General features: G+C 63.3%; 19 protein-coding genes and 2 pseudogenes. 11 read left to right on the top strand and 10 right to left on the bottom strand.

What is annotated here, in order from left to right; genetic code table 11:
* Positions 1-24: 24 nt before the first annotated feature.
* The 5 genes and pseudogenes from metG (at position 25) to mazG (ending at position 4,508) form a co-directional block, all read left to right on the top strand.
* Positions 25-1,524, top strand: a complete 1,500-nt coding sequence (metG, locus tag H9L12_RS05035; protein WP_187542879.1) for a methionine--tRNA ligase — start codon at positions 25-27, stop codon at positions 1,522-1,524.
* Positions 1,521-2,299: pseudogene (locus tag H9L12_RS05030) on the top strand (TatD family hydrolase). The gene metG and the pseudogene H9L12_RS05030 overlap by 4 nt, the downstream one beginning before the upstream one ends.
* Positions 2,296-3,060 carry an MBL fold metallo-hydrolase gene (locus H9L12_RS05025; RefSeq protein WP_187542878.1) on the top strand — a complete coding sequence of 255 codons (765 nt, stop codon included), beginning with the start codon at positions 2,296-2,298 and terminating at the stop codon, positions 3,058-3,060. Before H9L12_RS05030 ends, H9L12_RS05025 begins: the two are co-directional and overlap by 4 nt.
* On the top strand, positions 3,057-3,647 hold the full coding sequence (locus tag H9L12_RS05020; RefSeq protein ID WP_187542877.1) for a retropepsin-like aspartic protease family protein: 591 nt from the start codon (positions 3,057-3,059) through the stop codon (positions 3,645-3,647). Before H9L12_RS05025 ends, H9L12_RS05020 begins: the two co-directional genes overlap by 4 nt.
* A 150-nt stretch (positions 3,648-3,797) precedes the next feature.
* A complete protein-coding gene (gene mazG / locus H9L12_RS05015) occupies positions 3,798-4,508 on the top strand; it encodes a nucleoside triphosphate pyrophosphohydrolase (protein WP_187542876.1) in 711 nt (236 codons plus the stop codon).
* On the opposite strand, the gene hflX is transcribed toward mazG, so the two are convergent.
* From hflX to dusB, 5 genes are all read right to left on the bottom strand, one after another.
* Positions 4,493-5,791 carry a GTPase HflX gene (gene hflX, locus H9L12_RS05010; RefSeq protein WP_187543165.1) on the bottom strand — a complete coding sequence of 433 codons (1,299 nt, stop codon included), beginning with the start codon at positions 5,789-5,791 and terminating at the stop codon, positions 4,493-4,495. The two genes, mazG and hflX, sit on opposite strands and share 16 nt — an antisense overlap.
* A complete protein-coding gene (gene hfq / locus H9L12_RS05005) occupies positions 5,788-6,204 on the bottom strand; it encodes an RNA chaperone Hfq (protein WP_343060494.1) in 417 nt (138 codons plus the stop codon). Before hfq ends, hflX begins: the two co-directional genes overlap by 4 nt.
* Before the next feature lie 73 nt (positions 6,205-6,277).
* The gene (ntrX, locus tag H9L12_RS05000; protein ID WP_187542875.1) at positions 6,278-7,660 is read right to left on the bottom strand and encodes a nitrogen assimilation response regulator NtrX; all 1,383 of its coding nucleotides are present in this window, start codon (positions 7,658-7,660) and stop codon (positions 6,278-6,280) included.
* Positions 7,660-9,864, bottom strand: a complete 2,205-nt coding sequence (locus tag H9L12_RS04995; RefSeq protein WP_187542874.1) for a sensor histidine kinase — start codon at positions 9,862-9,864, stop codon at positions 7,660-7,662. Before H9L12_RS04995 ends, ntrX begins: the two co-directional genes overlap by 1 nt.
* Before the next feature lie 147 nt (positions 9,865-10,011).
* Positions 10,012-11,010, bottom strand: coding sequence for a tRNA dihydrouridine synthase DusB (dusB, locus tag H9L12_RS04990; protein WP_187542873.1), 999 nt, complete (start codon positions 11,008-11,010; stop codon positions 10,012-10,014).
* A gap of 52 nt (positions 11,011-11,062) precedes the next feature.
* On the opposite strand from dusB, the gene H9L12_RS04985 reads away from it, so the two are divergent.
* Positions 11,063-12,208 (top strand): bifunctional 2-C-methyl-D-erythritol 4-phosphate cytidylyltransferase/2-C-methyl-D-erythritol 2,4-cyclodiphosphate synthase, encoded by a 1,146-nt coding sequence (locus tag H9L12_RS04985; protein WP_187542872.1) that lies wholly within the window; start codon positions 11,063-11,065, stop codon positions 12,206-12,208.
* A gap of 77 nt (positions 12,209-12,285) precedes the next feature.
* A complete protein-coding gene (locus tag H9L12_RS04980) occupies positions 12,286-12,792 on the top strand; it encodes a CinA family protein (RefSeq protein WP_187542871.1) in 507 nt (168 codons plus the stop codon).
* On the opposite strand, the pseudogene H9L12_RS04975 reads toward H9L12_RS04980, so the two are convergent.
* Positions 12,753-13,210: pseudogene (locus H9L12_RS04975) on the bottom strand (type II toxin-antitoxin system RatA family toxin). The gene H9L12_RS04980 and the pseudogene H9L12_RS04975 sit on opposite strands and share 40 nt — an antisense overlap.
* Positions 13,210-14,148 (bottom strand): lipoyl synthase, encoded by a 939-nt coding sequence (gene lipA, locus H9L12_RS04970; protein ID WP_187542870.1) that lies wholly within the window; start codon positions 14,146-14,148, stop codon positions 13,210-13,212. The pseudogene H9L12_RS04975 and the gene lipA overlap by 1 nt, the downstream one beginning before the upstream one ends.
* Positions 14,149-14,235: 87 nt before the next feature.
* On the opposite strand from lipA, the gene H9L12_RS04965 reads away from it, so the two are divergent.
* Positions 14,236-14,868, top strand: coding sequence for a carbonic anhydrase (locus H9L12_RS04965; RefSeq protein WP_187542869.1), 633 nt, complete (start codon positions 14,236-14,238; stop codon positions 14,866-14,868).
* Positions 14,869-14,886: 18 nt separating this feature from the next.
* Here H9L12_RS04965 and H9L12_RS04960 read toward each other — a convergent pair whose 3' ends face one another.
* Positions 14,887-15,207, bottom strand: a complete 321-nt coding sequence (locus H9L12_RS04960; RefSeq protein ID WP_187542868.1) for a YMGG-like glycine zipper-containing protein — start codon at positions 15,205-15,207, stop codon at positions 14,887-14,889.
* Between the two features lie 112 nt (positions 15,208-15,319).
* On the opposite strand from H9L12_RS04960, the gene H9L12_RS04955 reads away from it, so the two are divergent.
* From H9L12_RS04955 to H9L12_RS04945, 3 genes are all read left to right on the top strand, one after another.
* Positions 15,320-16,054, top strand: a complete 735-nt coding sequence (locus H9L12_RS04955; protein ID WP_187542867.1) for an NYN domain-containing protein — start codon at positions 15,320-15,322, stop codon at positions 16,052-16,054.
* Positions 16,055-16,114: 60 nt separating this feature from the next.
* The gene (locus H9L12_RS04950; protein ID WP_187542866.1) at positions 16,115-16,636 is read left to right on the top strand and encodes a pyridoxamine 5'-phosphate oxidase family protein; all 522 of its coding nucleotides are present in this window, start codon (positions 16,115-16,117) and stop codon (positions 16,634-16,636) included.
* A 106-nt stretch (positions 16,637-16,742) separates the two neighbouring features.
* The gene (locus H9L12_RS04945) at positions 16,743-17,207 is read left to right on the top strand and encodes a DoxX family protein (RefSeq protein WP_187542865.1); all 465 of its coding nucleotides are present in this window, start codon (positions 16,743-16,745) and stop codon (positions 17,205-17,207) included.
* A 170-nt stretch (positions 17,208-17,377) separates the two neighbouring features.
* Here the strand turns inward: H9L12_RS04945 and ettA are convergent, their stop codons facing one another.
* A complete protein-coding gene (gene ettA / locus H9L12_RS04940) occupies positions 17,378-19,051 on the bottom strand; it encodes an energy-dependent translational throttle protein EttA (RefSeq protein WP_187542864.1) in 1,674 nt (557 codons plus the stop codon).
* Positions 19,052-19,144: 93 nt separating this feature from the next.
* Positions 19,145-20,764: a long-chain fatty acid--CoA ligase gene (locus H9L12_RS04935; protein ID WP_246450624.1), complete on the bottom strand. Its 1,620-nt coding sequence runs from the start codon at positions 20,762-20,764 to the stop codon at positions 19,145-19,147.
* Between the last annotated feature and the right edge of the window lie 58 nt (positions 20,765-20,822).

Below are 20,822 nucleotides of genomic sequence, written 5' to 3'. Positions count from 1 at the left end.
GCGGCGGCGGCTAGGGCGGCGCCTATGGCCGAGCCTTATTATATTTCCACCGCGATCAGCTATCCCAACGGCGAACCCCACATCGGCCATGCCTATGAGGCGATCGCCGCCGACGTCGCCGCCCGCTTCCGCCGGGCCCAGGGACGCGACGTCTATTTCCAGACGGGCACCGACGAGCATGGCCTGAAGATGGCGCAGGCGGCGCGGGGCAAGGGTGTTTCGCCGGCGGACTTGGCCGGGGAAATGTCGTCTAAGTTCAAGGATATGTGTGACGTCCTGGCCGTGTCGTATGACCGCTTCATTCGCACGACGGATCCCGACCATTACGCGGCAAGTTCCGCGATTTGGTCAGCCATGGCAGAACGGGGTGACCTGTACCTCGATCGTTATGAGGGCTGGTATTCGGTCCGCGACGAAGCCTTCTACGACGAGGAAGAACTGATCGACGGCGGGGAAGGGGAGCGCCTCTCGCCCCAAGGCACGCCGGTCGAATGGACGGTCGAGGAAAGCTGGTTCTTTCGCCTGTCGAAGTATCAGCAGCCATTGCTCGACCATTACGCCGCGCACCCGGAGTTCATCCAGCCGTCGAGCCGCCGCAACGAAGTCCTTCGTTTCGTCGAAGGTGGACTGAAGGATCTCAGCGTCTCCCGAACCAGCTTCGACTGGGGCATTCCGGTGCCCGGCAGCCCGGGGCACGTCATGTATGTCTGGCTCGATGCCCTGACCAACTACCTCACCGGCGTCGGATATCCAAACGGCGGCGAGCGGTTCGACCGCTACTGGCCGGCGGACTGCCACCTGATCGGCAAGGATGTGGTTCGATTCCACGCGGTTTACTGGCCGGCATTCCTGATGTCGGCCGGCATCGAGTTGCCCAAACTCGTCTATGGTCACGGCCATTTGCTCGCGCGCGGCGAAAAGATGTCAAAGAGCGTCGGCAACACCGTGGCACCGCTTGAGCTGGTCGAGCGCTATGGTGTCGACCCGCTGCGCTATTACCTCCTCCGCGAGGTCAGCTTCGGCCAGGATGGAAGTGTTGGAGAGGAAGCGCTCGTCACGCGCTGCAACGCCGAACTGGCCAACAGCTTCGGCAATCTGGCCCAACGTTCCTTGTCGATGATTTTCAAGAACTTGGATGGCGTTCTTCCTGACGTTGGGCAGGGTGAGGCGGACGTTGCCTTGCTTGCCCAGGTCGACGCCGCGTGCGCGGCGCTGTCGTCCGAGTTCGAACAGCTCGCCTTCGCGGCCGGGCTCGAGGCCTGGATGACGGCGGTCTTCGCCTGCAACCAGTATGTCGACGCGCAGGCGCCGTGGACGCTCAAGAAGACCGACCCCGCACGGATGGCTGCGGTCCTCGGCACGATCGTCGCCGCCGTCGACCGCCTGGCTGAAGCTGTCGAGCCGGTCGTGCCCACGGCAGCCGCAAAGCTCCGCGCGGTCATTGCCGGCGCGCGCTCGGGCGAGCCTTTGACGCAACCCCAACCGGTGTTCCCGCGTCTCGAACTGGCGGAGGCCGCAGCGTGACTTTGATCGATAGTCATTGCCATCTCAATTACGAAGGACTGGTCGAGCGACAGGGTGAGGTGCTGGATGCTGCGCGGGCGCGCGGTGTTGCGGGCTTCCTCAACATCTCCACCCGTCAACGCGAATGGGTCGACATCATCGCCACCGCAGAGCGCAACGCCGATGTTTGGGCGACGGTCGGGGTGCATCCACACGAGGCCGATGCCCATCCGGATCTTGGTGCCGCTGCGCTGATCGACGCTGCCGCCCATCCGAAGGTCGTGGCGATCGGGGAATGCGGTCTCGACTATTACTATGACAAGTCCGACCGCGCGGCCCAGCTTGAGCGCTTCCAGGCCCATATCGAGGCAGCGCGTGCGACGGGCCTGCCGCTGGTCGTCCATACCCGCGACGCAGAAGACGACACTGCCGACATCCTCGCCCGCGAGGTCGGCAGAGGCGAGGTGAGGGGGTCTTGCACTGCTTCACCGGCAGCGCGGACCTTGCCAGAACTGCGCTCGATCTCGGATTCTTTATCTCGATATCCGGAATTGTGACGTTCAAGAACGCCCGGGACCTGCAGGACACCGCGAGAACGATACCGTCGGAAAAACTGCTCGTCGAAACGGATTCCCCGTTTCTTGCGCCCGTCCCGCACAGGGGAAAGACCTGCGAGCCCGCGTTCGTGGCCGACACGGCCGCCTTCGTCGCGGAGCTGCGCGGGGAAAGTCCGGAACAGATCGCCAGAACAACGACCGCTAATTTCTTTCAATTGTTCGACAAAGCGGCGGCGTGAAAGTCCGCATTCTCGGGTGCGGGACGTCGTCGGGCGTTCCCCGCATCGGGAACGATTGGGGCGTTTGTGATGCCGCGGACCCGCGCAATCGTCGGTCGCGGTCGTCTATCTTGGTCGAAAGCGGCGGCGAAGCGGCACTGATCGACTGCGGTCCTGATATTCGGGAGCAGATGAACGCCGCAGACAGGCCATCTGTCGACAGGGTCATCATCACCCATGATCACGCCGATCATTGCCACGGCATCGACGATCTGCGCCAGGTCGCCCAAGCCCTCGGGAAACCGGTGCCGCTCTATGCCCGGGCCGACGTTCTCGGGCGGCTCGAGCAACGCTTCGGCTACATTTTCCGCGGCACACCCCTCTACCCGGCGGTGGTTGAGGGCAGGGCGGCCGGCGAGCTTTCCCATCTCGGACGGGCGTCGCTCCGCTTGGTCGATCAGCCTCACGGGGGGATCACTTCGCTCGGCATCCGACTGGACGAGGGCACGAAGTCCCTGGTTTATGCCATCGACTTCCATGACTTAACCGATGACATGGCCACCCTGTATGAAGGCGCAGACCATTGGATTTGCGATTGCCTCCGCCGCCGTCCGCATCCCACTCACGCGCATTTGGACGCGGTGCTGGGATGGGCTCGGGAGTTGAAAGTCGGTGCTTTGTGGCTAACTCATCTCGATAACAGCATGGATTATGCGACCTTGCGTAATGAGTTGCCGGACTGGGCCGCGCCGGCGTTCGACGGCATGGAGATTGGCTGGTGACCAACGATGTGATGCTCGGCAGCCTGTACCTCCTCATGGCGATGATGCTGGTGCTCGGCGCGCTCATCAATCGCCGCGAGCCGATCGCCAAGCTGTTCACGATGCTGTTGGCGTGGGTCGCTATCTTTGGGGCCGGCTTCGTCATTTTCAGCTTTCGCGATGACCTGGCATACGTCGGCGAACGATTGAGAGCCGAGGCCACCGGCGCACCCCTAGTCGATGACGAGGGCGGTGCGGTCCGGATCCCGATGGCGATTGACGGCCATTTCTGGCTGCAAGGCTCCGTCAACGGCATTCCGGCGCGCTTCCTGGTCGATAGCGGAGCGACGATGACGACGATCGATCGCCAGACGGCGCAGCGTGCCAAGGTCTCGGTGGGTGCCGCGGACCAGATGGTCCGGACCGGGAACGGCATCATCAAGGTATCGTCCGGCCGTGCGGACGAACTGCGGATCGCCTCGATCGAACGCCGCAACGTCGGCCTGCACATCGCTGAAACGGACGACATGAACGTCCTCGGCATGAATTACCTGTCGTCGTTAAAGCGTTGGGGTGTCGAGGGGAGATGGCTTGTTCTGGAGCCGTGATCCGTCGATGTTCGCCTAATTACTTTACATAATGCATATTATCAGACTTATGGATCGGAGCGGACAAGCTTGGAAAAACCAGCCCCCTCAAAGGCTTGCGATATTCGGACGCAGGATCAAAGCGAGGCGCTGCAACGTCTGGTCGCGATCATGGCGCGGCTGCGCGATCGGGAACGTGGCTGCGACTGGGATCGCGTGCAGACCTTCGCCACCATTGCCCCTTACACGATCGAGGAAGCCTATGAGGTCGCCGAGGCGATCCATAACAACGACCTCAATGCTTTGGAGGACGAACTTGGCGATCTCCAGCTTCAGGTCGTGTTCCATGCCCGCATGGCGGAAGAAGTCGGCGCGTTCGACCTGACCGATGTCCTGTCCCGCATTTCGGACAAGCTGGAACGCCGCCACCCGCACCTCTTCGGCGACGCCGATGCCAGTCCGGGCTGGGAAGCTTTGAAGGCCGACGAACGCGCCGCGTACAGCGACCAGAGCGCGCTTGCCGGGATCGCCTCCGCCCTTCCGGCCCTGGAACGAGCCGTGAAGCTGCAAAAGCGCGCGGCTCGAACCGGCTTCGACTGGCCGACCATCGAGGGTCCCAAGGCCAAGATCGTGGAGGAACTAGGCGAGATCGAACAGGCCTCACCCGACGAACTTGAAGAAGAAGCCGGCGACCTGCTCTTCGCCGTCGCCAACTTCGTACGTCATCTGAAGATTAATCCCGAAGAGGCTTTGCGCAAGGCAAATCGTAAGTTTGAACGGCGCTTTCGAACGATCGAATGCGCCCCGGGCTTTGCCGAGATGACGTTGGACGAAAAGGAAGAGTTGTGGGTTGCCTGCAAGCAGGCTCAGAGCGCCTCGTAGCGAGCCCAATTGGCCGGGCTGAGACGAACCGATAGCTGAAGCTGGTCGCCATCAGCCTCCTGGCGCACCACTTGGCCCCGCGCGTGAAGCCAGGCAAGGCGTGCACCGTCGCTGGCTGGAAGCCGCACATCCCGGACCTCGTCGCCGGCATTGAGACGCGCAGCGATGGTGCTTCGCAGTTCCTCCATGCCAAGACCGGTCAAGGCCGAGATGGTGACCACGTCATCGCGCCGCGCTGCCTCGTTAAGCAGTGCCTCGCGATCGTCGCCGGCAAGCAAATCGATCTTGTTCCAGACTTCCAGGCGCGGCGGACTCCCCGGTTCGTCGAGGCCGAGGCTTTGGAGGACGTCGGCTACGTCCGCCGCCTGTGCTTCGCTGTCGGGATGCGCGATGTCGCGAACATGGAGGATGAGGTCGGCCGAGGCGACTTCCTCCAGCGTTGCGCGAAACGCCGCAATCAGCTGCGTCGGCAGGTCTGACACGAACCCGACGGTGTCCGACAGGATCGCCTTGTCGAACCCCGGCAACCGGATCTCGCGCATGGTCGGGTCAAGCGTCGCGAACAAAAGGTCTTCGGCCATCACCGAGGCGCTCGTCATTCGATTGAAAAGCGTCGATTTGCCGGCGTTGGTGTATCCGACAAGAGCAATCACCGGCCACGGCGCACGCTGTCTCCGATCCCGATGCAGCGTGCGCGTCCGCTTCACCTGATCCAGGTCCCGGCGGATCTTCGCCATCCGGTCGCGGATGAGCCGGCGGTCGGCCTCAATCTGCGTTTCGCCGGGTCCGCCGAGGAAGCCGAAGCCGCCGCGCTGCCGCTCAAGGTGGGTCCAGCTCCGGACCAGGCGCCCGGCCTGGTAATCCAGGTGCGCAAGCTCGACCTGCATCCGGCCTTCGGCGGTCGCGGCGCGCTCGCCGAAAATCTCGAGGATCAGTCCGGTGCGGTCGATGACCTTGCACTTGGTCATTTCCTCCAGCGTCTTCTGCTGGACCGGGGTCAGGCCGGCATCGACGATCAACAACTTGGCCTCGTGCGCGGCCGCGGACTCGGCAATCTCTTCCGCCTGTCCCTTCCCGAACAAGCTGGCCGGACGCACCGCGCGGACGCGGAAAGCGCGCTGTGCCACGACGTCGATGCCAATCGCCTCGGCCAGGCCCGCGGCCTCCTCTAGTCGCGCATCGACGGAGCGCAGCTCTTTCCCGCCGCTGATGTCGGGCAGGACGATTAGCGCCCTCTCCCCGCGGGTTACGCCGTCTTCGTCACGTCGTTCAAACAGGCTCAGTTGGTTTCTCCGTCATCCTCGCCGCCGCCCAGGTCGAGCGGCTGCGCCGGTTGGATGGTCGAAACAGCATGCTTGTAGACCAGTTGCGACTGTCCCCCGCGGGCGAGCAACAAGGCAAACTGGTCATGCCCGGCAACGTTCCCCTGCAGCATGACGCCATTGATCAGGAACAGCGTCACTGGATCATCAGTCCGCTCCGCGGCGGCCAGGAAAACGTCCTGCAGGGCCGGACGCCCCTTCCCCGATTCCTTCGAGGTCGCTGGGAGTACCGGTGCCGTCGCCGGCATGATCGTCGAGATCGAATGCTTGTAGATCAGCTGCGAATTCCCGTCCCTGCGAAGGAGGATCGAGAACGCGTCGAACCAGGTCAGGATGCCTTGAAGCTTGACGCCCTTCACCAGGAAAACGGTCAAGGGGCCTTCGACCGGCGGCACTCGTTGAGATAAATATCCTGCAAGCTAGGTGCTTTGTCGGCCATCGTTCTGTTTATTCCTCACCTTCGCGCTTGTCGCCAAGGCCGAGCGCCTTGAGCTTCCTGTGCAACGCCGATCGCTCCATCCCGATGAACGAGGCGGTTCGCGAGATGTTGCCGGAGAATCGGCGGATCTGGATCTTCAGATATTCGCGCTCGAAGCTCTCGCGCGCTTCACGCAGCGGCGAGCCCATGATGGCCATCGACGTGCTTGGAACGTTGATCGTCCCTTGCGTGTCGAGCACCTCCGACGGCAACAGATCGACTTCGATGCAACCCACCCTGTCGCCCGGTGTCAGGATCATCGTCCGTTCGATGATGTTCCGAAGCTGGCGCACATTGCCCGGCCAGTCATGGGCCTGAAGCGCCGCCATTGCGTCGCTCGACATTTCCGCAGACGGCACCCGCCGCTCAGCCGCGTATCGCGCAAGGAAGTGGTTCACGAGTTCGGGAATATCCTCGCGCCGTTCGCGCAGCGAGGGAATGCGCACCGGCACGACGTTCAGCCGATAATAGAGGTCTTCGCGGAAGCGTCCGGCGGCGATCTCGTCGGAAAGATTTCGCGACGTCGCCGACAGAACGCGGACATCGACCTTCACGGGCCGCTGGCCGCCCACCCGGGTGTAGCTCTGGTCCGTCAGGACTCTCAGGATCTTGCCCTGAGTCGTCAGCGGCATGTCGGCGATCTCGTCGAGGAACAGGGTTCCGCCATGCGCCTGTTCCAGCAGGCCCGGCCGTGCGACCCCGTCCTGTTCCGACCCGAAGAGTTCTTCCTCGACCCGGTCCGGGCTCATCATTGCCGCCGAGACGACGATGAAGGGCGATCCGGCGCGAGGGCTCCACTGATGGATCATCCGCGCGGCGATTTCCTTGCCAACGCCCGCCGGCCCGGTGATCATCACGCGGCTGCCGGTCGGCGCCACCCGCTTGAGCGTTGCCCTGACCGTGTTGATCGCCACCGACGATCCGGAAAGCGAATCGTCGCTACCGACGGCGGCTCGAAGCTGCGCATTTTCCCGGCGAAGGCGGTCGGTTTCCGTCGCCCGAGCGACAAGGTGGAGCAGCTTGTCGGCCTTGAACGGCTTTTCGATGAAGTCGACCGCGCCCTCCCGGATCGCGGCGACCGCCGTGTCGAGATTGCCGTGGCCGCTGATCATGATCACCGGGAGCGACGGATCGCGATGCTTGACCTGCTCCAGCATTTGCAAGCCGTCCAGCTTGGAGCCCTGAAGCCACACATCGAGCAGTACCAGGCTCGGCCGGCGCTCTTCGATGGCCTCCAGCGCCGTCGTGCTGTCAGCAGCGGTTCGAACCGAATAGCCTTCGTCCTCGAGCACACCCGACACCAGCTCGCGAATGTCGGCCTCGTCGTCGACCACCAGTATTTCAAGCGCCATTACGTCGGCTCCACATCGTTCACATCGTCCGCCGATGGTTCATGACCCTCGGCCTCATCCCCCCTGTCGTCCCCCGCATCTTCCAGTGCCGCCAGTCGCTCGGCGTCGAACGCGATCCGCACGTGCGTCCCGCCGCCTTTCCGGTCGAGGAAAGCGATCTCTCCCAGATGTTCCTCGACGATCTTCTTGACGATGGCCAGCCCCAAACCGGTGCCGCGGACACGGGTCGTCATATAGGGTTCGGTCAGTCGCTCGCGATCCTCGGGCAGGCCGGTACCATTGTCGAACAGGTCGATGATCAGCTGGTCGTCTTCACGCCGCATCTGGAGTTCGACCAGATCGCCGCCGGACATGGTCTCACCGCGATTGCGACGGGCCTCGATCGCCTCGACCGCATTCTTGACCAGGTTGGTCAGGGCCTGGGCAAGCTGCCGCCGGTCGCACACCATGACGATCGGCCCTTGGGCCGGTTCGATCGAGAAATTGATCCCGGGGTGCGCGACCTCGTGAAGGAACAGCGACGAACGCGCAATCTCGTGGATGTCGGCGCTCTCGAAGACGGGTTTGGGCATCCGAGCAAAGTTGGAGAATTCGTCGACCATTCGCCTAAGGTCGCCGACCTGGCGAACGATGGTTTCCGTGAGGCGAGTGAAGGTGTCCGGATCGCTGCTGATTTCCGCGCCGTAACGTCGCTGCAGCCGCTCTGCCGCAAGCTGGATGGGAGTTAGAGGATTCTTGATCTCGTGCGCGATGCGCCGGGCGATGTCGGACCAGGCCGCCCGGCGCTGATCGCTCAGTTGCTCGGTAATATCGTCAAAGGTCAACACGCCCCCGTCGGCATAGCGCATGCGCTTGACCGCCAGGGTTCGCTGCCCGCCCGCGGCCGGCAGGCTGACGGTCGCCTCGCGCGTCTCTCCGCTCATGAATTCCTTAAGCTCGGGCGAAACGCTGTCGAGCGCCCTCCCCTCCAGTTCCTCGGACTGTTTGTGGAGCAACAGTTCGGCCGACCGGTTGATGAGCAGGATGTTCTGGTCGGTGTCGAGCGCGATTACGCCCGCCGTGACCGAGGACAGGACAGCCTCCATGAAGGCGCGGCGCGTCTCCAGCTGCGCATTGGCCGACATCAATGCCCCGGTCTGCTCCTGCAACCTCCCCGTCATCCGGTTGAAGGCAGTGCCAAGCATGGAGATCTCGTCGGCAGGCGGGGACACGGTGACACGGGTCGACAGGTCGCCTTCCTCGATCCGGCCTGCCGCGTCGACCAGTTCGCCGACCGGCTTCAGCAAACGATCCGCCAATCGCAGCGCCGTGAAGATCGCTAGGGCGACAATGATCAGCGCGCCGAGCAGGAGGGCGAAGTTGAAGCGTAACTGGTTGTCGCGACTGCGGCTGACGAGGTCGCGGTAATCCGACAGGATGCTTCGCCCGCGCTCGATCGTCTCGCTGAAGCGCGGATCGAAGACACGGGACATGTAAAGGTAGGTCGACGGTCCATAGTCGAGCTTGGTCATCGCCCCGATCCGGTCGGACGAATTCAGGGAGACGACGTCCTTGGTCCTCAATTCGCCGATCTTCTCTGCGGTGATCACCTTGTCGAGCGCGCGGTCATACGGATCGACCAGGGCGAGTGTCCTGATCTGCCCGTCGACGCCGACGGTGAAGATGATCGCCTCCGATAGGTTGCGCTGGTAAACCTGCAGCCGTCCGAAGGCGTCGATGAAGCGGGGATCGTCGATCGGCAGTTCGCGCAGGTAATTGGCAAGATCGGTGCTCGCGGCGAGCGTATTGCTCTGCACGCGCTCAACCTCGGTATCGTAGCTACTCTGCGCCAGTTGGACGGTGTTCTCGAGCATGCCCCGGGCGCGATTGGAAAACCAGAATTCCAAACCGGACTGGATGAGCAGCGATGCAAAAATCGCGACCAGCACGGTCGGCACCGCGGCGATAACCGAGAACAGCGCGACCAGTCGCGTGTGCAGACGCCCGGTCCCCATCCCGCGCCGCTCGGCCTGGGCCCGCGCCAGTTGCCGCGCCAGCAATACCATCAGCGCGATGGCCGGAATCAGGTTGGCAATGAGCAGGAAGGCAATCAGCACCGGCGAGATGAACGAGCCTGGCGCCGATTCCTGGTTGAGCAGGGAGACGGTCAGCGCAACCATGATGACGACCAGGACGCCGCACCCGATCGTCGCCAGCTTGAACATGTCCTCGTTCGACCGGACCTTGTCGGCCCAGTCGGCAATACGGCGGACTACTCCGTTCGCCGGCTTAGAATCAGTACGAGGCGCATCCATTCGCGTCCGGACTAGCACGGACGCGTTGCATAAAAAACACAGTCTTGCGGTGAGGCCTCAGGCCGCGCTTCGCGACAGCCAGGGCGCGTAGAACTCCCGCAGGGCGGCCTTGACCTGGCCCGGATCGTCATAAGTGTTGACGCGGTTGCGGAACTCGGCCGATCCGGTCAGCCCCTTGGTATACCAGCCAATATGCTTCCGGGCGAGATTGACCCCGGTATGGACACCGTAGAGCGCCTGCATGGCGTCATACTGCTCCAGGATCACGTCGAGCTGCTCGTCCATCGACGGATCGGGGCGTTCGCCGCCACCCGCCAGGTCGCTCATCACCTGCGCCAGCAGCCACGGCCGACCGTAAGCGCCGCGACCGATCATGACCCCGTCAGCGCCGGACTGACGAAGCGCCTCGCGGGCGTCCTCACGGCTGCAAATGTCGCCGTTGACGATCACCGGTAACCGCGTCGCCTGCTTGACGTTCGCCACGAACGACCAGTCGGCGCTGCCCTTGTACATCTGACAGCGGGTGCGGCCATGCACGGTGATCATGTGAATACCCAGATCTTCGGCAATCCGCGCGAGTTCCGGGGCATTAAGGCTGTGGTGATCCCAACCCATGCGCATCTTCAGCGTCACCGGGACCTTCACCGCCTTGACCGTGGCATCGATGATCGAAGCCGCCAGCGGCAAGTCGCGCATCAGTGCGGAGCCGGCGTCGCCATTGACGACCTTCTTCACCGGGCAGCCCATGTTGATGTCGATGATCGCGGCGCCGCGCTGCTCGTTGAGCTTGGCGGCCTCGGCCATCTCGACCGGCGCGCAGCCTGCGAGCTGGAGCGAGACCGGCTCCTCAGACGGATCCCAAGTTGCCTTCTGCAGCGACTGGCGCGTTTCGCGGATCATCGCCTGGCTGGCGATCATTTCGCTCACCGTCAGGCCAGCGCCATAGCGCTTGACCAGCTTGCGAAACGGGAGGTCGGTGACGCCCGTCATCGGCGCCAGTATGACCGGCGCGTCGATGGTCACGGGTCCGACCGAGATGGGTTTGACAAGGCTCATGGGAAGGCGCGCCTTTACAGGAGCATGGACCATGCGGCAAGGCGCGCCCCGCATGACCGTCACCGCCCTCATCGTCGCCGCCGGATCGGGTAGCCGCATGGGCGGCGAAGTGCCGAAACAATATCGCGCGCTGGGCGGGAAATCGGTGCTAGCGCACGCGGTCGACGCACTAGCTGGTCATCCGCGCATCGATAGCGTTCGCGTCGTGATCGGCGAAGGCCAGCAAGATGAGGCCGCACGGGCCTTGACCGGCCGGGACGTCGGCAGCCTGCTGATCGGCGGTGCCGAACGGGCGGACAGTGTCCGCGCCGGCCTGGACGCTGTGACGAGTGACGTCATTCTGATTCACGACGCGGCCCGTCCATTCTGTCCACCTGACGTCATCGATCGCCTGCTCGATGCACTGGCTGATCACGAAGGTGCAGTTCCCGTCCTTGCCATCGCCGACACCGTGGCCAGTGGCGTCGGAACGCTTGACCAGATGGTCGACCGCACTCGGCTGCTACGGGTGCAGACGCCCCAGGCTTTCCATCGTGAGGACCTGATGTACGCAATCGAGGAAACGCGCGGCCGCAAATATACCGACGAATCCTCGGCGCTCGTCGCCGCCGGCCTCAAGGTCGCGGCGGTGGAAGGAAGCAGCATGCTCGACAAATTGACCACTGCCGAAGATTGGCGACGCGCGGAAACAACGTTAGCGGCTAGCCTGATCACTCGCACGGGCATGGGCTTCGACGTCCACGCTTTCGCGGGCGAAGGGCCTATCATGATGGGCGGGATCGCCATCCCTCACGACCGTGGGCTGGCCGGCCACAGCGACGCCGACGTCGTCCTCCACGCCATCACCGACGCCCTGCTTGGTGCCGCCGGTCAAGGCGACATCGGCCAGCACTTCCCGCCGTCCGATCCGCAGTGGAAAGGGGCGAGCAGCGACCGCTTCCTGGAGCATGCCGCTTCGCTGGTTCGCAAGTATGGCGGCCTCATCGACCATGTCGACTGCACCGTCATCTGCGAGGCTCCCAAGGTTGGCCCGCACCGTGAAGCCATTCGCGCCAAAGTGGCGGAAATCCTCGGCCTCCCGATCTCCAGTGTCAGCATCAAGGCAACGACCACCGAGCGACTAGGTTTCACCGGCCGCGGCGAGGGCATTGCGGCGCAAGCAGTCGCCACCGTCCGGCTGCCCGCCAAAGCCGGCTAGCTCGGTCGACGCCTCCATCGTTGCGACTCGGGAACGTTACGCTTCCTGACGATTTGCACTACGATAGGCTGATAGACATGTCCGACACGCTCCTTCCTGCCGACCTGGTCGACCGCGCCCGTGCGGTGGTTGAGGCGTACAGGAATGCCGGGCTGACTCTCGCCGTCGCCGAAAGCTGCACCGGCGGCCTGGTCAGCGCCGCGATCACGGAAGTGCCGGGCGCCAGCGACGTCTTCTTCGGCGGATTCGTCACCTATTCCAACGATTCCAAGACCCGGCGGCTCGGCGTCGGAAGTGACGTCATCGAAACCTTCGGCGCCGTGAGCATCGCCACCGCATGGGCAATGGCTCGCGGCGCCCTGGAGGCGTCACAAGCGGACGTGGCAGTCGCGATCACCGGGATCGCCGGGCCCGACGGGGGTACGGCATCGAAGCCCGTTGGGACGGTGGTTTTCGCCAAGGCGACTCGCGGCTGTTCGCCGGAGGAAATCCAGTCCGACCAGAAGCTGTTTGATGCCTCGGGCGGCCGGTCAGGCGTCCGTCATCAGGCCGCGCTGTGCGCGCTTGAGCTGCTGATGCCGTAAAGCGCCGCGGCGCGTTGCTCGAATGCCGACGTCATCCGGCGAAGGGCGCGGTCGAACATCTGCCCGGCGAGGCTCTCGAAAATCCGCGACTTGAAGGCGAAATCGACCGAGAAGAATACTTCCGTCCCGCCCTCGACTGGCGTGAAGCGCCACTCGTTCTTCAGATATTTCAACGGGCCCTCGATATAGTCGACGACGATGCGGTTGGGCCGCTCCTTGCTCACCCGGCTGGTGAAGCGTTCCTTGAAGGCGTTGAACCCGACGACCAGGTCCGCAACCGTCTCGGTCTCGCTGGACGATCGCAACCGGACCGCGACCACCCACGGCAGGAACTCGTCGTAGTGCTCGACGTCGGAAACAAGGTCGAACAGCTGGTCGGGGTGTAGGGAAGGAACTTGGTCTCGCTATGCCGAGGCATCAGGCGACCGTGCTCCCTGCCCGCGCCAGTTGCGTCTGCCGCGCTTCCTGCATTCTCCGGAAATCGTCGCCGGCGTGGTAGCTCGACCGTGTCAGCGGGGTTGCGGCGACCAGCAGGAATCCCTTTGCGCGCGCGATCGCGGCATAGGCCTTGAACGCATCCGGCGTCACGAACTCCTCGACCTTGGCGTGGCGCGGGGTCGGCTGGAGATATTGGCCCATGGTCAGGAAATCGATCCCGGCGGAGCGCATGTCGTCCATCACCTGGTGGACTTCCAGGCGCTGTTCGCCAAGGCCGACCATGACGCCCGACTTGGTGAAGATCGACGGGTCGAGCTTCTTGACCTGCTCCAGCAAGCGCAGCGAAGCGTAGTAGCGCGCACCCGGACGGATCGTCGGATAGAGCCTCGGGACCGTTTCCAGATTGTGGTTGTAGACATCGGGCCGCGCCGCGACGATCGCCTCGACCGCGGCCTCATGCTTGTTGCGGAAATCCGGCGTCAGGATTTCGATGGTCGTGCTCGGCGTCGTCCGGCGTAGCGCCTCGATTACCTTGACGAACTGCGACGCACCGCCATCGGGCAGGTCGTCGCGGTCGACCGACGTCACGACGATATGCTCCAGCCCCAGCGCCGCCGCGGCATCGGCGGTGTGCTGCGGCTCCAGCGGATCGACGGCGCGCGGCATGCCCGTCTTTACGTTGCAGAAGGCGCAAGCCCGCGTGCAGGTGTCGCCCAGGATCATCACCGTGGCGTGCTTCTTGGTCCAACATTCGCCGATGTTCGGGCACGCCGCCTCCTCGCACACCGTGGCGAGGTTGAGGCTGCGCATCAGGCGGCGGGTCTCGGCATAGCCCTCGCTGACCGGCGCCTTGACGCGGATCCAGTCGGGCTTGCGCTGCTTGGGCGCGATCGGCGGAACAGGAAGCGGTGCGTTCATCGTGGCCGCCAGATAGCGATTAGCGCGTCTGCTTGCCACCCCTGCTCCGGCGCTTATAGCGACGCCGACGAACGAAGAGGGGTGACGATGGAAGGTTTTGGAGACCTGCTGGCGGGATACCGCCGCTTTCGAACCAATAGCTACGCCGGTGAAACCGCCAAGTGGCGCGAGCTTGCCGAAGGCCAGTCGCCCCGCGCCTGCATTATCGCCTGTTCAGACAGCCGGGTCGACCCTGCCATCATCTTCGACACCGATCCCGGCGAAATTTTCGTTGTACGCAACGTGGCCAACCTGGTGCCGCCGTTCGAGGCTGACGGCGGCCGCCACGGCGTGTCGGCCGCGCTGGAGTTCGCCGTCACGCAACTCGACGTTCCGGAAGTGCTGGTGATCGGGCACGAACGATGCGGCGGGATCCACGCTGCGCTGAGCGGTGTGTTCAATGAAGCACCGGAGGGCGAAGGCGGCTTCGTCGCTCGCTGGATGGAGCAGATCGAAGGACCAGCCCAGGAAATCGCGAACTCGTACGGGGTGAATGCGGTGGGTGCCCGAAAATTGGAGGAGGCGGCGATACGCCAAAGCCTCATCAATTTACGCACCTTTCCGTTCATCGCGGAGCGCGAGGAGGCGGGGGTGATGAAGCTCGTCGGCTGCCACTTCTCGATCGGCGAAGGGCAACTTTACATGCTTGACGAGGCGGAAGGTGACTTCCGCCCCGTCTGAGCTGTCGTTGCTAAGGTACTAGCAGCGAACGTTATAGTCGTAGTGCGGGTTGCCGTTGCTATCGACATAATAGCAGTAGCCACGGGTGTCCCGATAATATTGACGGCCCTTGATCACGGCACCGGCGACACCGCCGAGGACCGCACCGACGACCGCGCCAGTGACCGGGTTGACGCCCGGAAGGACTGCACCGGCCACCGCGCCGGCTACGCCGCCTACCGCAGCGCCAGTTGCGGCGCGACGGGTGGTCGGATCACTATTGTAACCGTACGGGTCCGTGGCACAGGCCGAAAGAGTCAGGCCCGACGCCAGGACGACTGTCAACGCAGCATGTTTCATCAAAACTTCCTCTCGATACGCTTCCCCACCCCTGCATTGCCTTTATCGAACGAAAGGCGGTTTCGTTCCGCCCCCGATGCGATAGTAGGCGACGAAACGGAGTTTTTGCCCGATGACTGACCGTCATGAGGCGAGTGAGCACGAGCTCAACATTGCCCTGCTGATCGATGCCGACAACGCTTCGCCCGAACATCTCGACGAGGTCCTGCTCGTGCTCGGCGAACTGGGGACGATCAACATTCGCCGCGCCTACGGTAACTGGGCGAAGACCAGTCTCAAGGGCTGGGGCAACATCACGGGCATGCACTCGATCGTCCCGATGCAGCAGTTCGACGTCATCAAGGGCAAGAGTGCGACCGACATGCGCATGACGATCGACGCGATGGACCTCCTGTACCGCGGTCATGTCGATGGGTTCGGTATCATGAGCAGCGATTCGGACTTCCTGCCACTCGCCCAACGCATTCGCGAAGACGGCCTGCCCGTCTACGGATTCGGCACAGCGAAGACCCCGATGAGCTTCCAGCAGGCCTGCACGCGCTTCTTCGACGTCGCGGCGCTCAAGAACGACAAGGAGGAGGCTCTCGAAGCGCCCCCGACCCCGGAGGGAGGGCGGGCAGTCGACGCCGAGTTGCTGCAGGTGCTCGGCGCTGCGTTCAAGGCTTCCAAGCGCGACGAAGAGGGCTACGCCTCGCTGAGCGAGATGGGCCAGCGCGCCAAGGCGGTGTCGAGCTTCGCGGTGCGCAATTACGGGTTTACGCGGCTTAGCGACCTGATCAAGGCCGTACCGAATTTCGATGTGAAAACCGGCGTCGATGGCCGCCTGGTCGTCAAGCGCCTGCGCTAACCGTCAAGGAACCGCCGCGCCCCTTCCCCGTTTCGGAGCGAACCCATCAGGAGATTCGCGATGTTCGAGAAGGAAGCCCCCGAAACCAAACTGCGTGACAAATTCTGGGATAGCCTCAAGAGCGATCGCACCGTCATGCTCGGCCTTAAAGGCGGGGAAGACGACCGCACCCGGCCCATGACCGCTCTGGTCGACCGCGGCGCGGACGACCGGGGTGAGCCGACAATTTACTTCTTCGGCTCCAAAACCGACGGGATCGGCCAGGACATCCAACGCTCCGCACGCGCCGTCGCCGCCTTCGCCAGCAAGGGCCATGACATGTTCGCCCATATCCACGGGACGCTATCGCCGTCGGACGACCGGGCCGTCATCGACCGTTTGTGGAACCCGATCATCGGAAGCTGGTACAAGGACGGCAAGGACGACCCCGACCTGCAGTTGATCCGTTTCGACGCAGAGAAGGCCGATGTGTGGGAGGCCAGCCAATTCGCTACGCTGAAAGCGGCTGCCTTGAAGATGATGTTCAACATCGACCCGGGCAAGGAGCATCAGGACGACCATCAGGCAACGGTCCAGCTCTAAGCGTCCCTGATTTGCGAAAGCAGGCTGGCACGTCCGGCCTGCTTCGCTTTGCAGACTGATTCATGATAAAAGACTCGTCCGGGGTGGCCTTTCGAGGGAGAGGACGATGGACAATCCAATTGGCGCCTGGGCCGATGATTACCGGCCCCAGTTCCTTTCCATCCTGAGGATCGTGACCGCGCTACTTTTCCTGGTTCACGGTACATCGAAGATATTGGGATGGCCCGAGACGTCGATGAGTTTCCCGCCGCCTTGGACCCTGTTCTGGATCGCGGGCATGCTGGAGCTCGTCGGCGGGTTTCTGCTGCTGTTCGGATTGCTGTCGCGCCCAGTGGCGTTCCTGCTCTCCGGCGAGATGGCCATCGCTTATTGGATGATCCATGCGCCCGACAGCATCTTTCCGGTCATCAACAGAGGCGAAGCAGCCGTACTGTTCTGCTTCGTGTTCCTTTACATTGTCTTCGCCGGCCCCGGTCCCTGGAGCGTCGACGAGGCCCTTCGCCGCAAGCGGATCGCCGACGGCCCGGACGGCTATTATGAGAGCGGCCGGATGATCGCGGATGAGCGCTAAGTCCTCACTGCGATCGAGTCTGGATCAGCATGCAGTTTGAGGATAGAGCGAGAAGACTGACGATACGGTCGCCCCTCTTCTCGCACTAAGGCTGACTCCTCCCGGTCGATCCCTGATAAGCGGATGGTCAGCGGGGCCGCGGGCGACGGCCCCAAGGCGGCAACGTCACCCTAACGGGTCAGCTTCTTGTACGTCATCCGATGCGGACGGTCGGCTTCCGGACCCATGCGGCGACGTTTGTCTTCCTCGTACGCCTCGAAGTTGCCTTCGAACCATTCTACGTGGCTGTCTCCCTCGAACGCCAGGATGTGAGTCGCCAGGCGGTCGAGGAAGAAGCGGTCGTGGCTGATCACCACGGCGCAACCGGCGAAATTCTCCAGCGCTTCCTCGAGCGCGCGCAGCGTCTCGACGTCAAGGTCGTTGGTCGGTTCGTCGAGTAGCAGGACGTTGCCACCCTCCTTCAGCATCTTCGCGAGGTGGACCCGGTTGCGTTCGCCGCCCGACAGCTGGCCAACCTTCTTTTGCTGGTCGACGCCCTTGAAGTTGAACGCACCGACATAGGCGCGGGTCTGCATTTCCTGCTTGCCGATGGTCATCAGTTCGTGACCGCCGCTGACCTCTTCCCAAACGTTCTTCTTGGGGTCGAGGTCGTCGCGGCTCTGGTCGACGAAGCCGAGGCGGACCGTCTCACCGATCTTGATCGACCCGCCATCGGGCGTTTCCTGGCCGGTGATCAGCTTGAACAGGGTCGACTTGCCGGCGCCGTTCGGACCGATCACGCCGACGATCCCGCCCGGCGGCAGGTTGAACGAGAGGTCCTCGAACAGCAGCTTGTCGCCGTACGCCTTGGTCAGGCCCTGCGCCTCGATGACGTTGCCGCCCAGCCGCTCCGGCACCTGGATAACGATCTGCGCCTTGCCGACGGTCCGCTTCTCGGACGCTTCGACCAGCGCGTCGAACGCCTTGATACGCGCCTTGGACTTGGTCTGGCGCGCCTTCGGCGACTGCCGGATCCACTCCAGCTCTTCCTTGATCTGCTTCTGGCGGCCTTCGTCCTCGCGGCTTTCCTGCTCCAGCCGCTTCGCCTTCTTGTCGAGGTAGGTCGAATAATTGCCCTCGTAGACGAAGTATTTTCCGCGATCGAGTTCGAGGATCCAATTCACGACATTGTCGAGGAAGTAGCGGTCGTGGGTGACGAGGATGACGTTGCCCGGATAATCGACCAGATGCTTTTCCAGCCACTGGACGCTTTCCGCGTCGAGGTGGTTGGTAGGCTCGTCGAGCAGCAAAATGCTGGGCTTCTGTAGCAGCAGCTTGGTCAGCGCGACGCGGCGTTTTTCACCGCCCGACAGGTTGGTGACCGGGCTATCGCCGGGCGGGCAGCGAAGCGCGTCCATCGCGATCTCGAGCTGGTTGTCGAGTGTCCAGCCGTCGACCGCGTCGATCTTTTCCTGAAGCTCGCCCATTTCCGCGCCCAGCGCGTCGAAATCCGCGCCTTCCTCGCACATCAGCGCGCTGATCTCGTTGAAGCGATCGACTAGGTCGGCGACCGGTTTCACGCCGTCGCGAACATTTTCCATCACGGTCTTGCTGGGATCCAGCTCAGGCTCTTGCTCCAGGTATCCGACGGTGATCCCCTCGCCGGCCCATGCTTCGCCCGAAAATTCGGTGTCGCGGCCGGCCATGATCTTCATCAGGGTCGACTTGCCGGTGCCGTTGGGGCCCACGATGCCGATCTTGGCATCGGGATAGAATTGCAGGTGGATGCCGTTAAGGACCGGCTTGGGTGCGCCGGGGAAGGTCTTGGTCAGACCCTTCATCACATAGCTGTATTGGGCGGCCATGGGGTCGCAATGCTCCGATCGAGGATGGGGTAGCTTTGAGGCTTGGCGGCCAGATAGGCGTTCAAGCGCCCCAGTGCAATCGCGGCCAGCCCGCTAGCCGCGCCCGGTCATGCCGATGTCGTCCGCGAATCGATAATCGCGGAACTGGTCGCGCAGGGTGCGCTTGCTGAGTTTGCCGGTCGCGGTGTGCGGCAATTCTTCGACAAACTCGATTGCATCCGGAAGCCACCATTTGGCCACGCACCCGCTCAGATGATCACGGATCTGGTCGGCACTGACGTCGCTTCCCGGAGAGCGAACCACGACCAGCAGCGGACGCTCGTCCCACTTGGCATGGGCAATGCCGATCGCGGCCGCCTCGGCGACGCCGTCGCACCCGACCGCGGCATTCTCAAGGTCGATCGAACTGATCCATTCGCCGCCGGACTTGATGACGTCCTTGGATCGGTCGGTGATCTGCATCGAACCGTCAGGATGGATCATGGCGACATCGCCGGTGTCGAACCACTGGCCGTCCTCGGTCGCATCCTCCCCCGCCTTGAAATAGCGTTTGACGATCCATGGCCCGCGCGCCTGAAGCCGGCCCGATGACACGCCGTCGCGCGGCAGGACCCTGCCTTCGTCGTCGACAATCCGAAGCTCAACCCCGAACGGCACCCTGCCCTGGCGCGCAGTATATTCGACCTGTTCTTCCTCGCTCATCCCCTCCCATCCGCGAGGATGGGCGCCGCAGGTTCCAATCGGCGAAGTCTCGGTCATGCCCCAGGCGTGGCAAATATCGATACCGCGCTGAAGGAACCAGCGGATCATCGCACGCGGTGCAGCCGAGCCGCCTATCGTCACATATTTAAGGTCGCCAAGCTCCTCTCCGGTGCGCTCGATATGTTCGATCATCGTCAGCCAGATCGTGGGAACACCGGCCGAATGCGTCACCCTTTCGGAGCGGAACAGGTTGCACATCGTGTCCGGCCGATAGTCCGCCGACAGCACCAGCTTGCAACCGACCATCGGCGCCGCCCACGGGACGCCCCAGGCATTGGCATGGAACATCGGGACGATCGGCAGGACAGTCGCCCGCTTCGACAGGTTGAAGATGTCGGGCGATGCCTCGGCCATGGTGTGGAGCATGGTGGACCGATGCTCGTACAGAACGCCCTTCGGATTGCCGGTCGTGCCGCTCGTGTAGCAAAGCCCGCACGGGTCGCGTTCGTCGCCTTCGAACCAGACGTAATCGCCACTTTCCGCCGCTATCCAGTCAGGGAACCCATGCTTTCCGTTGGCGGGATCGAAGCAGATATAATGCTCGATCGTCGTCCAATGCGGCTTCATCCGCTCGACGATCGGCGTGAAGGCGCGGTCGTAAAGGAGGACGCGGTCCTCCGCATGGTTGGCGATATAGGCAAGCTGCTCGTCGAACAGCCGCGGATTGATGGTATGGAGAATGCCACCCATCCCGATCGCGCCGTACCACGCGGCGAGGTGGCGGCTGTGATTCATCGCCAGTGTCGCGATGCGGTCGCCGGGCTTCATTCCCAGCCGTTCCAGGGCCTGCGCCATCCGGCGCGAGTCACGGATCAGGTCGCGCCAGTTGGTGCGGGTCACCGACCCGTCGGCCCAGGCGCTGACGATTTCGCCGTCACCGTGCTCGCGTTCGGCATGGTCGACGAGGCGCATCACGCGCAGCGGCCAGTCCTGCATTGCTCCCAAGATCATTGACGCCCCCAACGGTCAACCATCGGGAGTGTCATTCACCTTTGGAATTTGTGCAATC

The organism is Sphingomonas rhizophila, assembly GCF_014396585.1.
In the GTDB taxonomy this organism is placed as follows: Bacteria; Pseudomonadota; Alphaproteobacteria; order Sphingomonadales; family Sphingomonadaceae; genus Sphingomicrobium; species Sphingomicrobium rhizophilum.
Note: the sequence above shows the minus strand (reverse complement) of the source record. Positions and strands in the feature narration are given on the sequence as shown.

Coding starts and splice junctions, on each gene's coding strand:
- metG (WP_187542879.1), top strand. CDS start 25: ATGGCCGAGCCTTATTATATTTCCACCGCGATCAGCTATCCCAACGGC.
- mazG (WP_187542876.1), top strand. CDS start 3,798: ATGGCGCGGCTGCGCGATCGGGAACGTGGCTGCGACTGGGATCGCGTG.
- ntrX (WP_187542875.1), bottom strand. CDS start 7,660: ATGGCGCTTGAAATACTGGTGGTCGACGACGAGGCCGACATTCGCGAG.
- H9L12_RS04995 (WP_187542874.1), bottom strand. CDS start 9,864: ATGTTCAAGCTGGCGACGATCGGGTGCGGCGTCCTGGTCGTCATCATG.
- dusB (WP_187542873.1), bottom strand. CDS start 11,010: ATGAGCCTTGTCAAACCCATCTCGGTCGGACCCGTGACCATCGACGCG.
- H9L12_RS04985 (WP_187542872.1), top strand. CDS start 11,063: ATGACCGTCACCGCCCTCATCGTCGCCGCCGGATCGGGTAGCCGCATG.
- H9L12_RS04980 (WP_187542871.1), top strand. CDS start 12,286: ATGTCCGACACGCTCCTTCCTGCCGACCTGGTCGACCGCGCCCGTGCG.
- lipA (WP_187542870.1), bottom strand. CDS start 14,148: ATGAACGCACCGCTTCCTGTTCCGCCGATCGCGCCCAAGCAGCGCAAG.
- H9L12_RS04965 (WP_187542869.1), top strand. CDS start 14,236: ATGGAAGGTTTTGGAGACCTGCTGGCGGGATACCGCCGCTTTCGAACC.
- H9L12_RS04960 (WP_187542868.1), bottom strand. CDS start 15,207: ATGAAACATGCTGCGTTGACAGTCGTCCTGGCGTCGGGCCTGACTCTT.
- H9L12_RS04955 (WP_187542867.1), top strand. CDS start 15,320: ATGACTGACCGTCATGAGGCGAGTGAGCACGAGCTCAACATTGCCCTG.
- H9L12_RS04950 (WP_187542866.1), top strand. CDS start 16,115: ATGTTCGAGAAGGAAGCCCCCGAAACCAAACTGCGTGACAAATTCTGG.
- H9L12_RS04945 (WP_187542865.1), top strand. CDS start 16,743: ATGGACAATCCAATTGGCGCCTGGGCCGATGATTACCGGCCCCAGTTC.
- ettA (WP_187542864.1), bottom strand. CDS start 19,051: ATGGCCGCCCAATACAGCTATGTGATGAAGGGTCTGACCAAGACCTTC.
- H9L12_RS04935 (WP_246450624.1), bottom strand. CDS start 20,764: ATGATCTTGGGAGCAATGCAGGACTGGCCGCTGCGCGTGATGCGCCTC.